This window comes from Amycolatopsis sp. NPDC101161, from assembly GCF_044768185.1.
Classification (GTDB): Bacteria; Actinomycetota; Actinomycetes; order Mycobacteriales; family Pseudonocardiaceae; genus Amycolatopsis.
The window spans coordinates 2,016,738-2,029,051 of record NZ_JBIWPI010000001.1; the positions used below are offsets into that span (position 1 = coordinate 2,016,738).

The following is a 12,314-nucleotide window of genomic DNA, read 5'->3' on the forward strand; positions in this document are numbered from 1 at the left end:
GGCGAGCTGCGGGAGCCGATCGCCCGTGGCGAGCCGCACCGGTCGCCCGGCCCGCGCGCTCGCCGACGTCGGCCGGGCGCAGCTCAGCGGTCGAGAAACAGCCGCGGCCGAGAATTTCTATACACCGTCCCAGAAATCCACCAGCAAGCGTGCCGACCGTGCCGGGTCTTCCAGCATCCACCAGTGGCCGAGGCCGTCCAGATCGACAGCGCGAGCGCCGGCGCGCCGGGCGGCGCGGTGGCGGAGAGCGACACTGCCGGTGGTGACGTCCTCGGTGGCGACGGGGACCAGCCCCGGCTTGGCGGCCGCCGCCGGAAGGTCGGTGCCGCGCTCCAGCAGGACCGCCGGGGGGATCGACCGGTACAGGGCGAGGATGGCTTTTCCCATCTCCGGGCCCTGAGCGGATGCCACCTCGCCGGCCGTCGGCTCGGGGATGCCCCACTCGACCATGCGCGCTGCCCGCTCCCGGTGGCCTCCCGAGAACAGTTCCGCCACGTGGTGCTCGCCCGCGCCGGGTGTCTGCCAGAGCATCGCGATCTCGTGCCAGGTTTAGTCCGGCTCGTACCCTCCGACGGTGTCGCTGACCCAGCTGCGGAGCAGGTCCGGCCGGGTCATCGCCACCTCCAGGACGTACCCACCGGCGAGACTGTGACCGACGAGGTCCACCGGCGCGTCGATCCGGGCCAGCTCGTCGATGAGCCAGGTCCGGTAGTCGAAGTAGGTGGCTCCGAAACCGGGCGGCAGCGGTGCGCCGAAGCCGGGAGGCGCGAGCGTGACCACCTCCTGACTCCGGGTCCGGGGCAGCTCGCCGAGCAGGGGAGTCCACACCGCGGGGGTCACGGGAACGCCATTGACGAAGACGATGGTCATGGACTTAAGGACAGCAGCGGCGGAGGCGAACCGTCCAAGACCTGTTTCGCACCTGGCCATGCCGCACCCGCATCACGGGTACGCCGGGTTTCGCGCTTCCCGATCTGGATCTGCCGCTGGGCCGGAACGCTCTCGGCGTGCGCCTGCCGGAACGGACTCCGCAGGGCGGCCGGCTCACCGCCGCGGGCGCGGCCTTTCTGCCCGAGGCCCAGCAGCTCCTGCGGCAGCCGAGATGGGACCGGACGCGGGGGTGCTGACCGCCCGGAAGCTGCGCCGGCCGGAGGACGTCGTCGCCACCGCCCTTTCAAGCGTGCAGGGAGTACCGGCTCCCGTCGACGGTGGCGGTGAGGTCGACGTAGTTCGGGATGCGCGGCAGGTCGGCCGCAGTCGCGGAGGTGTGCGCGCCGACCACAATTGTCGTCGTGCCCGCCGCGCGTGCGGCCAGCAGACCGGCTTCGGAGTCTTCGAAGGCGGCGCACCGGGCCGGGGGGATGCCGAGGCGGCCGGCTGCCTGGAGGAAGCCTTGAGGGTCGGGCTTGCCGTGGGTGATGTCGTCGGCGGAGATGAGCACGTCCGGCACGGGAACGGCTGCGGCCTTCATGCGGAGCAACGCGAGATCGCGCGGTGCGCTCGTGACGACAGCCAGTGGAGCCCCCGCTTCCCGGAGGATTGTCATCACCGCGCCGGCGCCGGGGATCTCCGCGATGCCGTCGGTATCGGCGAGTTCCTGCTCGGCGAGGTCGGCAGCGATGGCTTCGCGTTCTCCTAGGGTGTGGTCGGGCAGGAACTCCGCGAGGGTGGCCATCGAGGGGCGCCCGTGGGAGTAACGGATGATCGCCTCCGCGTCGAGGCCGTACCGCGCCGCGAACCGGGTCCAGACGGCTTCGACGACGGCGGTCGAGTCGACCAGCGTTCCGTCCATGTCGAACAGGAAGCCGTCGGCAGTGACGTTGAACGGGTCAGGCATGGGCGCTGGTCCTGTCCTTTCGCGGTGGTTACCGAGAAGGGGCGACGGCCATTGATGACGGCGTCGGCCGATGTCGCGCGCGGTCACGGTGCCCTTCCGGGGAGGTGCTGAATGCCGAGCACTTCGAAGGCTTCCGCGTAGCGGCCGTGGCCGAGCCGCGCGCCGCGGTACGCGCCGAGGCCTCGCACGAAGGAGTCGTACGGGACCTGGCTCAGCTGGGACCGGTGCTGGGCCAGCGCTTCGAGCTGCTCGTCGATGGCGTCGGTGGTGTCTTCGAGGTAGGTCGGTCGTGGTATCGGGGTCCACACCTCGTAGGCGAGCGTCGTCTCGACCCGCCAGGGTTCCAGACCGGCTTCGACCCACCACGGGCCCGCGGCGTCGTTCACGGCCCGCTTCAGAAGCCGGTGGGTCGCCATGTGGTCCGGGTGGTCGTCGAGCGCGTGCGGGACGTAGACGAGGTTCGGACGTCGGTGCCGGAGCTGGCCGACGAGCTTGGCGATCACCTGCGGTCCGTCGGTGAGGCAGCCGTCGGGCTCCCGCAGAAACGACAGCTCGGTGACGTTCAGCAGCTTCGCGCCGGCGGTCGCCTCGCCCTCGCGCAGGGCGGCGAGCTCGTCGCGGGACTTGCCGTCGACCGGGGCGTCACCGCTGGTCAGGTAGACGACCGACACCTCCGCTCCGGCCCGTACCCAGTTGAGGACGCTGCCGCCGCAGCCGATCAGCTCGTCGTCGGGATGCGGGGCGAACACGGTCACGCGCACGGAAGCACCACCATGGTAGATCGATCTAACTCTTCGTTGAAGCGTCTCTTCGCAGCTGGAGGTTGTCAAGGCCGGTGCCACCCCGAGCAAGCCGAACGGAACAGTGCGGCCGCGACCGCGCGGTCAAGCTCCAGCTGGTAGATCGATCCAACGGGGCTATTCTCTGCCTGTGGAACGCGTGACGATCAGCGACGTCGCCGACGCCAGCGGCGTCTCGAGGGCGACGGTGTCGCTGGTGGTGCGCGGAAGCAGCAAGATCTCGCCGCAGACGACGGAGCGAGTGCGCGCCACCATGATGCGCCTCGGTTACGTCTACAACAGGCAAGCCGCGAACCTGCGCACCCAGCGCACCATGACCATGGGCCTGATCCTGCCCGGAGTGCGCGATCCCTGGTTCGCCGACCTGACGATGGCGATCGAGGAACAGGCCGAGGCCGCCGGGTGCACCCTGCTCACGGGGTACAGCAGAGATCAGCCCGAGCGGGAGAACCGCCTGCTCGCGACCATGGTCGAGCAGCGCGTCGACGGCGTCGTCCTGCTGCCGGCCAGCCAGAGCCGCGGTCGTGGTCTGGCGGAGATCGTCGGCGGCCGGACCGCCCCGCACGTCGTGATCGACCGCTGGCTGCCGTACCACCGATCCGACTTCATCGGCGTCGACAACGTCTCTGCCGCGGTGGAGGTGGCCGATCACCTGGTCTCGCTCGGGGTCCGCCGGGTTGCCTACGTCGGGGGGCCGCCCGACTGTGTCGTCCGCGCGGAACGGGAAGAAGGGCTGCGGCTGGGGCTCGAAGAGCATGGCCTCGACCTCGACGCGGCGTCGTACGTGGATGTCGACCTCGAGCAGGCCGGCGGCTCGCAGGCGACTCGGAACCTGCTCGCGGGCGGGCAACCACCGGATGCCATCGTCGCCTACGCCGACAGCGTCGCGCTCGGTGTCATCGCCGAGCTGCAGCGGCAAGGGGTCCGGCCCGGTCAGGACGTGGCCGTTGTCGGTTTCGACGACATCGACGCCGCGTCCGTGCACCACCCGACGCTGACGACCGTCGCCACCTTCCCGGGCCGGCTCGGCGAGCAGGCCGTCAAGGCTCTCCTCGCCCGGATCTCCCACCCCCAGGCCGCGCTGGTCAAAACCCGTTTCGAAGCTCGGCTCCACATCCGCGAGACCACCACGCTGTGGTCGCGGAAGGCGGCGTAGCCCGCACGCGCCGGCCAGCAGGTCGTCACGCCTACGCTGGGGAGTGGTCGGAGGCGGTGGGCGGGAGGTGAGATCCGTGGCTGATCTGATGAGCGAGGTGATCCGCACGGTACGGGCCGGCAGCGCCTACGGCCGGCTGATCAGGCAGTCCGGTTCCGCGGGGCTGCGGCTTCCCGCCATCTCCGGGATCGGCGTGCACGTCGTCGTGCGCGGCACCTGCTGGTTGATCACGGAGGGCGAGGAGCCGGTGGCGCTGGCGCCGGGTGACGTCGTGCTCAGCTCGTCCGGTGGCGAGCACGGCCTCAGTCACATCCCCCAGGCGCTCGAAAACTTGGCACCGGTGGACCTGAAGCCGCTGCCGCCGGCCGCGGAACCCGCCGCTTTCGAGTTCCTGACTTGCTGCTACGTGCTCGAACGTGGTCGAGCACCGCAGTACTTGCGCGCGCTTCCCGACCTCGCGGTCCTGTCGCTGGACTACGCCCGCCATCCCGAGGTGCGCACCCTGGTCGATCTCCTCCGCGCGGACGTGTCCGGTCGGGCGATGGGCCGCGAGGCGACGCTGTCGGCGCTGCTGGACCTGGTGCTGGTCCACGTCCTGCGTCAGTGGCACGAACAGCACACCGACACCGGATGGCCGGTGGCCGGCGATCCGGCGGTCGCCGCCGCTCTCCGGAGGATCCACGAAGACCCGTCGCGGCAGTGGACGGTCGGCGGGCTGAGCGAGTCCGTGGGGATGTCCCGCAGGACCTTCACGAGGCGGTTCACCGCGCTGGTCGGTCAGTCACCGATCAGGTACTTGATCAGCTGGCGGATGGATCGCGGTGCCCGGCTGCTCCAGACGACCGAAGCGCCGCTGGCCACCATCGCGCGCGAGGTCGGCTACTCGACGGAGTTCGCCTTCTCCGAGGCGTTCCGCCGCGAGTACGGGCTGCCGCCGGGTCGCTTCCGCCGCGACTCGGCGGCCGGCGCCGTCGCGCGTCAGCCGCCGGTCAGTGCCCGGCCGTACCCTTCGACCGCGAGGTAGGGGTTGAGCTGCGGGTGACGGCCCGCCACCGCGACGTCGCGCCAGAAGCGCTGCAGCGGGTTGGCCGTCTTGAACCCGCTCGCGCCGTGCAGGTCGAGCATGCGCTCGATCGCCGCGCGGCAGTCAGCCGCCGCGACGGCCCGGTCCTGCTGCATGCGGCTGCTGTCCAGGGCGGTGATCTCGGCGTCCTCGTCGACCCTCGCGGCCAGCTCCAGCATGGTCCGCTCGGCGCGCCGGGCCAAGGTGGTGGCCTCGGCGAGCCAGTGCCGCGCGCCAGGGGAGTCACTCATCCGCGCATACGCCGTGAAGAACGGCTTGCGGTCGGACGCGAACATCATCTCGATCACCGCCAAGGCGCCGAACGTCGCGCCCACGACGGGTGCCAGCGCGCTGAGCCCCCACAGCTGCAGGGTTCTCGCGTCCGGCGGGTAGTGCAGCGTCGGGCCGGACGCCACGCGTTCCGCGGGGACGAGCACGTTGTCGGCCACCACCGAGTGACTGCCCGTGCCACGCATCCCGGCCACGTCCCAGGTCCGCTCGATGATCAGCTCGGCCATCGGCAGGACCACGAGCGAAAACTCACCGTCCACGATGGCGCCGAACGAGCCCCACGTCGCGTCCTCACATCCCGAGACGACCTTCCAGCGGCCGTTCAGCAGTACGCCGTCAGGTCGGCGCACACTCCCGTGGGCCGGCTCGCCGACCCCGCAGAACACGGCGTCGGGGTCGGCGAACACCTCCTTCATCGCCGAGTCGCCGAAGTCGCCGAAGGCGAGCATGTTCTTGGCGGTCATGGAGGTGCTCGCGACCCAGGCCGTCGAGGGGCAGCCGCGAGCGAGGCCGGCGATCAGGCGCACGATGTCGCTCACGCTCTCGGCGGAGCCACCGTACGCGGCCGGAGTGAGCAGGGCGAAGGCACCGAGGGAGCGGGCGGCCTCCAGGCTGGCCGCGGTGGGCCGATTCCGAAGTTCGGTCTGCTCGGCGTTCGCGGCGAGGATGTCGATCACTTCTGCGACGGTATCGCCGGGCCGCGTGGGCGGCCATAAGCACGCGGCCCACGCTCATACGACTTTGGGTCGGCAGTGTCCTGACCGGAAGCAGGGGCGTTCCGGTCCATCTCGAGGACCGTCCAATGAGGACTGGCCGCGGCGTTCCCGGTTCACGCCGGGGGCGCCGCCCACGCGTCGAGGTCTTCCCAGGCGGTCAGACGCAACCCGCTGGTGAACCGGCGGGGCGTCCCGGTGACCGGGTCGTCGAACGCGACGACCCGCGCCAGCAGCTGCAGCGGCTTCGTGAAGTCCCCCAGGGGCTTTTCGCGCAGCGTCGGGTAGAAGTCGTCGCCGAGGATCGGGATGCCCAGGCCGCTCAGGTGGACGCGCAGCTGGTGCGTGCGGCCGGTCGAAGGCGTCAGCCGGTAGCGGCCCAGGCCGCCGCGGTGCTCGGCCAGCTCGACGTGCGTCTCGGCGTTCGGCTCGCCCGGCACCTCCTGCGCCGCGAGCACCCCGCGTTCCTTGACGATCCGGCTCCGGACGGTCCGCGGCAGCTCCAAAGCGGCGTCGAACGGCGCGATCGCCTCGTACTCCTTGTGGACCTTCCGGTCGCGGAAGAGCGTCTGGTACTTCCCGCGCAGCTCCGGTGTGATCACGAACATCACCAGCCCCGCGGTGACGCGGTCGAGGCGGTGGGCGGGGGAGAGGTGCGGCAGGTCGAGGTCCCGGCGCAGCCGCACGAGCGCCGTCTCGAGGATGTGCTGCCCGCGCGGGATGGTGGCCAGGAAGTGCGGCTTGTCGACGACCAGCAGGTGCTCGTCGCGGTGCACGACGCGGATCTCGAACGGCACCGGCACCTCGTCCGGCAGGTCGCGGTGGAACCAGATGAACGAGCCGGGCGCGTACGGGGTGTCGACGCCCAGCGGGCCGTCGGAGCCGTGGATGCGTTCTTCGCGCAACATCTGCTCGATGCGGTCCGGCGTCACCCTCGGCAGCCGGTCGACGAGGTGCGCCAGCAGCGTCGGCCACTCGCCGTCGGGCAGTTTCAGCCGGGCGGGCTCGAGCCCGTGGCGGGGCGGGATCGGGGGCCGGAGCTTGCGTCTCATCGTCCCCCGACTGTAGCTAACCCTCCGACGGCGTCCGGTAGCGCGCGACGTAGCGGGCGGTCGCCTCGGCGTTCTTCGCTTCGGCGGCCTCGGCGCGGATGCGGCGTCCGGTGTGGTGCGGGAAGCCCTGCCGGCCCAGCCGGTGCTCGACGCTCTCCTCCATGTACGCGCAGGAGTAGAAGTACGCCACGAGCGCGGCCATGAGGACCAGCGAGAGCCGCAGCCAGATCGAGCCGGGCAGCAGCAGCCACACCGCGCACAGCGGCACGATGCCGACCGAACGCTGCAGCACGTACCGGGCCCGCCAGTGCTTCGACGTCGCGTCGTGCAGCGCCCAGTCGTTGTAGCGGGCCGGCAGCTTGACCCCGACCGCGTAGCCGAACCAGCGGAGCAAACCAGGTCGTTCCATGAGGACTACTGTACACTAATAGTTAGTGTACTAATTGTCTCGTGGGCCACGTTAGGATCGCGCCATGATCGACCTGGGTGAAGACCCGCTGAAGCTGGACCGGCAAGTGTGCTTCGCGCTGTCGGTGGCTTCGCGCAGCGTGATCGCGATCTACCGGCCGCTGCTGGAGCCCTACGGCCTGACCCATCCGCAGTACCTGGTGATGCTGGCGCTGTGGGAGCGGTCGCCGCGGTCGGTGAAGGACCTCGGGACGACGCTGCGCCACGAGCCGGCGACGCTGTCCCCGCTGCTCAAGCGGCTCGAAGCGCTCGGGTACGTCACGCGCACGCGCAGCCGCGAGGACGAGCGGCAGCTGACGGTCGAGCTGACCGCCAAGGGGCGCGCGCTGCGTGCCGAGGCGGAGAAGATCCCGTACAAGGTGGTCGAGACGCTCGGGATGGACGTCGCCGAGCTGGAGGCGCTCCACGGCGTGCTGACCCGGGTCATCGACGCCACCGCCTGAGGAATGCCCCGCCGCCGGGCCGGGTTGAGCACAGTGTGCTGAAGATCAGGCTGGGCGTCGCGCCGGGGGCGGGGACCGGGCCGGCGGAGTTCGCCGGGCTGGCCGAGCGGCTGGAGGACGCCGGCGTCGACTCGCTGTGGCTGTCCGAGCTGGTGTACTCGCCCGAGGTCGACCCGATGATCGGCATGGCGCACGCGCTCGCGCGGACGTCGAAGCTCAAGGTCGGCACCGGTGTCGCGATCCTGCCCGGCCGGCACCCGGTGCTGGTGGCCAAGCAGCTGCTGACGCTGGCCGGCCTGGCGCCGAAGCGGGTGCTGCCGGTGTTCGGGCTGCGTCCGGCGCGCGCAGCGGAGCACGACCTGTTCCCGGTGCCGCCGGGCCGGCGCGCGGCGGTGTTCGACGAGTCCCTGACCTTGTTGCGCCGCCTCCTCGAAGAGGACGAAGTGTCCTTCGACGGCGAGTTCTTCCAGGTTTCCGAAGTCCGTCTGGGACCGCGTCCGGCGAAGCGCCTGGACGTCTGGCTGGGCGGCTCCGCCCCGGCGGCTCTGCGTCGTACGGGCCGCCTGGCCGATGGGTGGCTGGGCAGCTTCCTCACCCCGGCCCAGGCGCGCGACGCCCGGCTGGCGATCCAGGAGGCCGCGGCCGAGGCCGGGCGCGAAATCGAGGAAGACCACTTCGGGCTGAGCCTGGCAGTGGCGGAGCACGGTCTGTCCGCCGAATTGTCGGCCGCGGCGGCCCGGCGGAACCCGGGCGTGCCGGTGACCGACCTGGTGGCGACGAGCTGGGCCGAGGCGCGAAGGCTCGTCGAGCAGCACATCGAGGCCGGGCTGTCGAAGTTCGTGATCCGGCCTGGACACGGGGATTTCGACGACTTCCTGGAGAAGTTCCAGACCGAGCTGGTGCCGCTCCAGAACTGACGGCTGAGGCTGTCAAGAAGAACAAGACTGCACTTCTCGCGAGTTCGCGGGCACCCTCGTCGGCATGCGTGAACTCGCCGTCGAGCAGGACCACCTGGACACCCTCTACGCCCGCCTGGACGCCTTGCGCGAGGAAGCGGCCGCCGCACTCGCCCGCGGGCACGCGGCGGACGTGTGGCAGGCCGAGCTGGCGCGGCTGACGGCGGTCGAAGACGGGCTCTGCTTCGGGCGGCTCGACCTGACCGGCGGCCGGCGGGTCCACATCGGACGGCTCGGGCTGTTCGAAGACGACGAGGCGCTGCTGGTCGACTGGCGCGCGCCCGCCGCCCGGCCGTTCTACACCGCCACCGCCGCCCAACCCGGCGACGTCGTGCGCCGGCGGCGGATCACCACGCGCGGGCGGACCGTCGTCGCGCTGGACGACGAACTGCTCGACCTCGACGCACCGGGTGACGGGCTCGTGGGCGAAGCGGCGCTGCTCGCCGCGGTGACGGCCGAGCGGACCGGGCGCATGCGGGACGTCGTCACGACCCTGCGGGCCGAGCAGGACCGGATCGTCCGGGACGACGCCCGCGGTGTGCTCGTCGTGCAGGGCGGACCGGGCACCGGCAAGACGGCCGTCGCCCTGCACCGCGTCGCCTACCTGCTCTACACCCACGAGCACCTGCGGACCCGCGGCGTGCTCGTCCTGGGCCCCAGCCGCGTGTTCCTCGACTACATCGGCCAGGTGCTGCCGGGGCTCGGCGAGGACCGGGTGGTCACGGCGACCGTGCCCGACCTCGTGCCCGGCATCGTCGTGAGCGAAGTGGACTCGGCCGGCGAAGCCGTCCGCAAGGGCCGCGCGGACATGGCGGCCGAGCTGGCCGCGCTGGTGCGCGCGACGGTCCGGGTACCCGACGAGCCGGTCGACGTCGAGTTCGAGCAGCAGGTCCTGCGCCTGGAGCCGGCGGTGGTCCGCCGGGCTGTCCGGAAGGCGCGGGAAGCCGGGCTGCCGCACAACCCGGCGCGGCTGGTGTTCCACCGGGAGGTCGTGGGCACGCTCGCAGGGGAACTGGCCGACCGCATGGAGGCGGTCGTGTTCACCGAGACCGGCGAGGCGCTCGACGGCGGCAGCGCCGACGGCCGGCTGAGCGAAGCCGACCTGCGGGCCCTCGCCGGCGCGGGCGTAGTGCTGGGCCCCGAGGACGACGACGGGCCCCGCCTGCTGCTGGACGACGAGGACCGGGAAGCCGTACGGACGGCGCTCCTCGGCGACGCCGGCGTCCGGGACGTGCTCGACGAGCTGTGGCCGCCGCTGACTCCGGCGGACGTCGTCGCGGGGCCGTGGAGCGCCGCGGACGTCCCGTTGCTCGACGAAGCCGCCGCCCTGGTCGGCGCGAGCGTCCCGGTGTTCGGGCACGTGGTGGTCGACGAGGCGCAGGAACTGTCCGAAATGGACTGGCGGATGCTCGCGCGCCGCTGCCCGTCCCGGTCGATGACCGTCGTCGGCGACCTGGCGCAGACCGGGACGGCGGCGGGCGCGACGTCGTGGGACCGCGTGCCGCGGCCGCACCGGCTCGCCGAGCTGACCGTCAACTACCGCACCCCGGCCGAGATCATGGCGGTCGCGGGCGAGCTGCTCGCCGCGCACCACCCGGCGGTGCGCCCGCCGCGGTCGGTGCGCGAGAGCGGGGAAGTGCCGTGGCGCGTGCGGACCGCGGACCTGCCCGGCACGCTCGCCGCGCTGGCCGGCGCGCACACCGGGGGCAAGCTGGCGATCATCGCGCCGCGGACCGATGAGCTGGCGGCCGCGCTGTCCCTGCCGGTGCCGCCGGACCTCACCGACGACGTCGTGCTGCTGACCCCGGCCGAGGCGAAGGGCCTGGAGTTCGACGAGGTGGTGATCGCGGATCCGGCGGCCATCCTCGCGGCCAATCCGGCCGACCTCTACGTGGCGATGACGCGGGCCACCCGCGGACTCGGCGTCGTGCACCCGGGCCCGGTGCCGCCGGAGCTGCGTTCGCTGGCCGTCCGGAGCGCCTAGAACTCCAGCTGTTCGGTCTTCCGCGGCATGAGCAGCAGCGCCACCACGGACACCGAGGCCACCACCAGCAGCCCGACGAACACGTAGTGCGTCGCCTCCGCCAAAGCACCTCGCACGAACGTCGCCACCGGCGAATCCGAATGACTGCCCAGGACCAGGCTCGTCGCGTCCACCGACGGCGGCAGCTTGCCCGCCACCTCCGCCGGCGGCGACGCGAACCGCGAGGCCAGCGTCGCGTTGGCGATCGCGCCGAAGACCGCCGCTCCCACCGCGCTGCCCAGGGAGCGGCTGAACAGGTTCGTCGCCGTCACCACGCCGCGGCGGTCCCAGCCGACCACCGACTGGACCGCCACCAGGGTCGGGCTCGACGTCATGCCCAGGCCCAGCCCCAGGACGAACGCCGCCAGCGCCGCCGCCCACAGCGACGACGACGCGTCCAGCAGCGCCACCAGAACACCGCCGCCGACGACGAACACCGTGCCGATCAGGGCCGTGTCGCGGAAGCCGATGCGCAGGTAGATCTTGCCGGCCAGGGACGCCGAGATCGGCCAGCCGACCGTCAGGGCGGCCACCGCGAACCCGGCGACCAGCGCGCCCGCGCCGAGGACGCCCTGGGCGTACGTCGGCAGGTAGGACGTCAGCCCCATCAACACCGCGCCGACCACCACGGCCAGCAGGTTGCCGCCCACCAGGATCCGCCGGGTGAACACCCACAGCGGCAGCACCGGCTCGGCGGCGCGCTTCTCCACCAGCACGAACGCCACGAGCAGCACCGCGCCCACGACGAAGATCGCCACGCTCGGCAGCGACCCCCACGCCCACGCGACGCCGCCTTCGAGCAGGCCCAGGATCACCAGCGAGCAGCCGATCGTCAGCAGCGCCGCGCCCGGGTAGTCGACCTTGTGGGCCTTGCGCTCCACCTTCTCGGCGAAGTTGCGGTGCAGCATCAGCGCGGCGATCGCGCCCAGCGGGAGGTTGATGAAGAAGATCCAGCGCCAGTCGAGGTACTCCGCGAACAGGCCGCCCAGCGTCGGGCCGACGACCGACGCGATGCCCCAGACGCTCGCGACGTAGCCCTGCACCCGGGCGCGTTCCTCCACCGTGTAGAGGTCGCCGATGACCGTCATCGACATCGGCTGGATCGCGCCGGCGCCGATGCCCTGCACCGCACGCGCCGCGATCAGCACCGGCATGCTCCACGCGGCGCCGCACAGCACCGAGCCGACCAGGAACGCCGCGATGCCGAAGAACATCACCGGGCGGCGGCCGAGGACGTCGGCGAACTTGCCGTAGAGCGGGACGGTGACCGCCTGGGTGAGCAGGTAGATCGAGAACAGCCACGGGAACTGCGAAAACCCGCCGAGGTCGCGCACCACCGACGGGACGGCGGTCGCGATGATCGTGCTGTCCAGCGCGACGAGCGCCGTGCTGAGCATGACCGCGATCAGCACCGGGCCGCGCTCCGACCGGAAACCGACCCCCTTCGCGCTGGTGGCGGCGTCGGTCGTCATCGGCGGGCTGCTCCTCGGGAGGGTCATGACCGGGGTCAAC

General features: G+C 71.8%; 13 protein-coding genes. 5 read left to right on the forward strand and 8 right to left on the reverse strand.

The features are described from left to right. Positions 1-117: 117 nt before the first annotated feature. From ACIRSS_RS09905 to ACIRSS_RS09920, 4 genes are all read right to left on the reverse strand, one after another. On the reverse strand, positions 118-531 hold the full coding sequence (locus ACIRSS_RS09905; protein WP_400892807.1) for a hypothetical protein: 414 nt from the start codon (positions 529-531) through the stop codon (positions 118-120). A gap of 18 nt (positions 532-549) precedes the next feature. Continuing rightward, on the reverse strand, positions 550-870 hold the full coding sequence (locus ACIRSS_RS09910) for an alpha/beta fold hydrolase (protein WP_400892810.1): 321 nt from the start codon (positions 868-870) through the stop codon (positions 550-552). A 304-nt stretch (positions 871-1,174) separates the two neighbouring features. Further along, positions 1,175-1,924 carry an HAD-IA family hydrolase gene (locus ACIRSS_RS09915; RefSeq protein ID WP_400892812.1) on the reverse strand — a complete coding sequence of 250 codons (750 nt, stop codon included), beginning with the start codon at positions 1,922-1,924 and terminating at the stop codon, positions 1,175-1,177. After that, positions 1,921-2,598, reverse strand: coding sequence for a PIG-L deacetylase family protein (locus tag ACIRSS_RS09920; protein ID WP_400892815.1), 678 nt, complete (start codon positions 2,596-2,598; stop codon positions 1,921-1,923). The genes ACIRSS_RS09915 and ACIRSS_RS09920 overlap by 4 nt, the downstream gene beginning before the upstream one ends. Positions 2,599-2,767: 169 nt before the next feature. Here ACIRSS_RS09920 and ACIRSS_RS09925 point away from each other — a divergent pair, with 169 nt between their 5' ends. Together ACIRSS_RS09925 and ACIRSS_RS09930 are read left to right on the forward strand one after the other, a co-directional pair. After that, entirely contained in the window at positions 2,768-3,793 is a 1,026-nt protein-coding gene (locus ACIRSS_RS09925; RefSeq protein ID WP_400892818.1) for a LacI family DNA-binding transcriptional regulator, read from the forward strand. Between the two features lie 76 nt (positions 3,794-3,869). After that, positions 3,870-4,817, forward strand: coding sequence for a cupin domain-containing protein (locus ACIRSS_RS09930; RefSeq protein WP_400892821.1), 948 nt, complete (start codon positions 3,870-3,872; stop codon positions 4,815-4,817). Here ACIRSS_RS09930 and ACIRSS_RS09935 read toward each other — a convergent pair. The 3 genes from ACIRSS_RS09935 to ACIRSS_RS09945 all read right to left on the reverse strand — a co-directional run bounded on the left by ACIRSS_RS09935 (position 4,772) and on the right by ACIRSS_RS09945 (position 7,306). Next, positions 4,772-5,824 (reverse strand): acyl-CoA dehydrogenase family protein, encoded by a 1,053-nt coding sequence (locus ACIRSS_RS09935; protein WP_400892823.1) that lies wholly within the window; start codon positions 5,822-5,824, stop codon positions 4,772-4,774. The two genes, ACIRSS_RS09930 and ACIRSS_RS09935, sit on opposite strands and share 46 nt — an antisense overlap. Positions 5,825-5,976: 152 nt before the next feature. Continuing rightward, positions 5,977-6,912 (reverse strand): RluA family pseudouridine synthase, encoded by a 936-nt coding sequence (locus ACIRSS_RS09940; RefSeq protein ID WP_400892825.1) that lies wholly within the window; start codon positions 6,910-6,912, stop codon positions 5,977-5,979. A 16-nt stretch (positions 6,913-6,928) separates the two neighbouring features. Further along, complete coding sequence (locus ACIRSS_RS09945; protein ID WP_400875908.1) at positions 6,929-7,306, reverse strand: DUF5313 domain-containing protein; 378 nt, start codon at positions 7,304-7,306, stop codon at positions 6,929-6,931. A gap of 79 nt (positions 7,307-7,385) precedes the next feature. On the opposite strand from ACIRSS_RS09945, the gene ACIRSS_RS09950 reads away from it, so the two are divergent. The 3 genes from ACIRSS_RS09950 to ACIRSS_RS09960 all read left to right on the forward strand — a co-directional run bounded on the left by ACIRSS_RS09950 (position 7,386) and on the right by ACIRSS_RS09960 (position 10,763). Continuing rightward, complete coding sequence (locus ACIRSS_RS09950) at positions 7,386-7,823, forward strand: MarR family winged helix-turn-helix transcriptional regulator (RefSeq protein ID WP_400892828.1); 438 nt, start codon at positions 7,386-7,388, stop codon at positions 7,821-7,823. A 35-nt stretch (positions 7,824-7,858) separates the two neighbouring features. After that, the gene (locus ACIRSS_RS09955) at positions 7,859-8,740 is read left to right on the forward strand and encodes a TIGR03854 family LLM class F420-dependent oxidoreductase (RefSeq protein WP_400892832.1); all 882 of its coding nucleotides are present in this window, start codon (positions 7,859-7,861) and stop codon (positions 8,738-8,740) included. A 64-nt stretch (positions 8,741-8,804) separates the two neighbouring features. Continuing rightward, positions 8,805-10,763, forward strand: coding sequence for a HelD family protein (locus ACIRSS_RS09960; protein ID WP_400892835.1), 1,959 nt, complete (start codon positions 8,805-8,807; stop codon positions 10,761-10,763). Here ACIRSS_RS09960 and ACIRSS_RS09965 read toward each other — a convergent pair. Beyond that, the gene (locus tag ACIRSS_RS09965; RefSeq protein WP_400892838.1) at positions 10,760-12,274 is read right to left on the reverse strand and encodes an MDR family MFS transporter; all 1,515 of its coding nucleotides are present in this window, start codon (positions 12,272-12,274) and stop codon (positions 10,760-10,762) included. The genes ACIRSS_RS09960 and ACIRSS_RS09965 overlap by 4 nt on opposite strands. Positions 12,275-12,314 lie beyond the last annotated feature (40 nt).

What these genes read in the sequence shown, in the direction of transcription:
- ACIRSS_RS09940 (WP_400892825.1), bottom strand. Translation starts at nt 6,912, where the DNA reads ATGAGACGCAAGCTCCGGCCCCCGATCCCGCCCCGCCACGGGCTCGAG.
- ACIRSS_RS09905 (WP_400892807.1), bottom strand. Translation starts at nt 531, where the DNA reads ATGCTCTGGCAGACACCCGGCGCGGGCGAGCACCACGTGGCGGAACTG.
- ACIRSS_RS09910 (WP_400892810.1), bottom strand. Translation starts at nt 870, where the DNA reads ATGACCATCGTCTTCGTCAATGGCGTTCCCGTGACCCCCGCGGTGTGG.
- ACIRSS_RS09960 (WP_400892835.1), top strand. Translation starts at nt 8,805, where the DNA reads ATGCGTGAACTCGCCGTCGAGCAGGACCACCTGGACACCCTCTACGCC.
- ACIRSS_RS09950 (WP_400892828.1), top strand. Translation starts at nt 7,386, where the DNA reads ATGATCGACCTGGGTGAAGACCCGCTGAAGCTGGACCGGCAAGTGTGC.
- ACIRSS_RS09965 (WP_400892838.1), bottom strand. Translation starts at nt 12,274, where the DNA reads ATGACGACCGACGCCGCCACCAGCGCGAAGGGGGTCGGTTTCCGGTCG.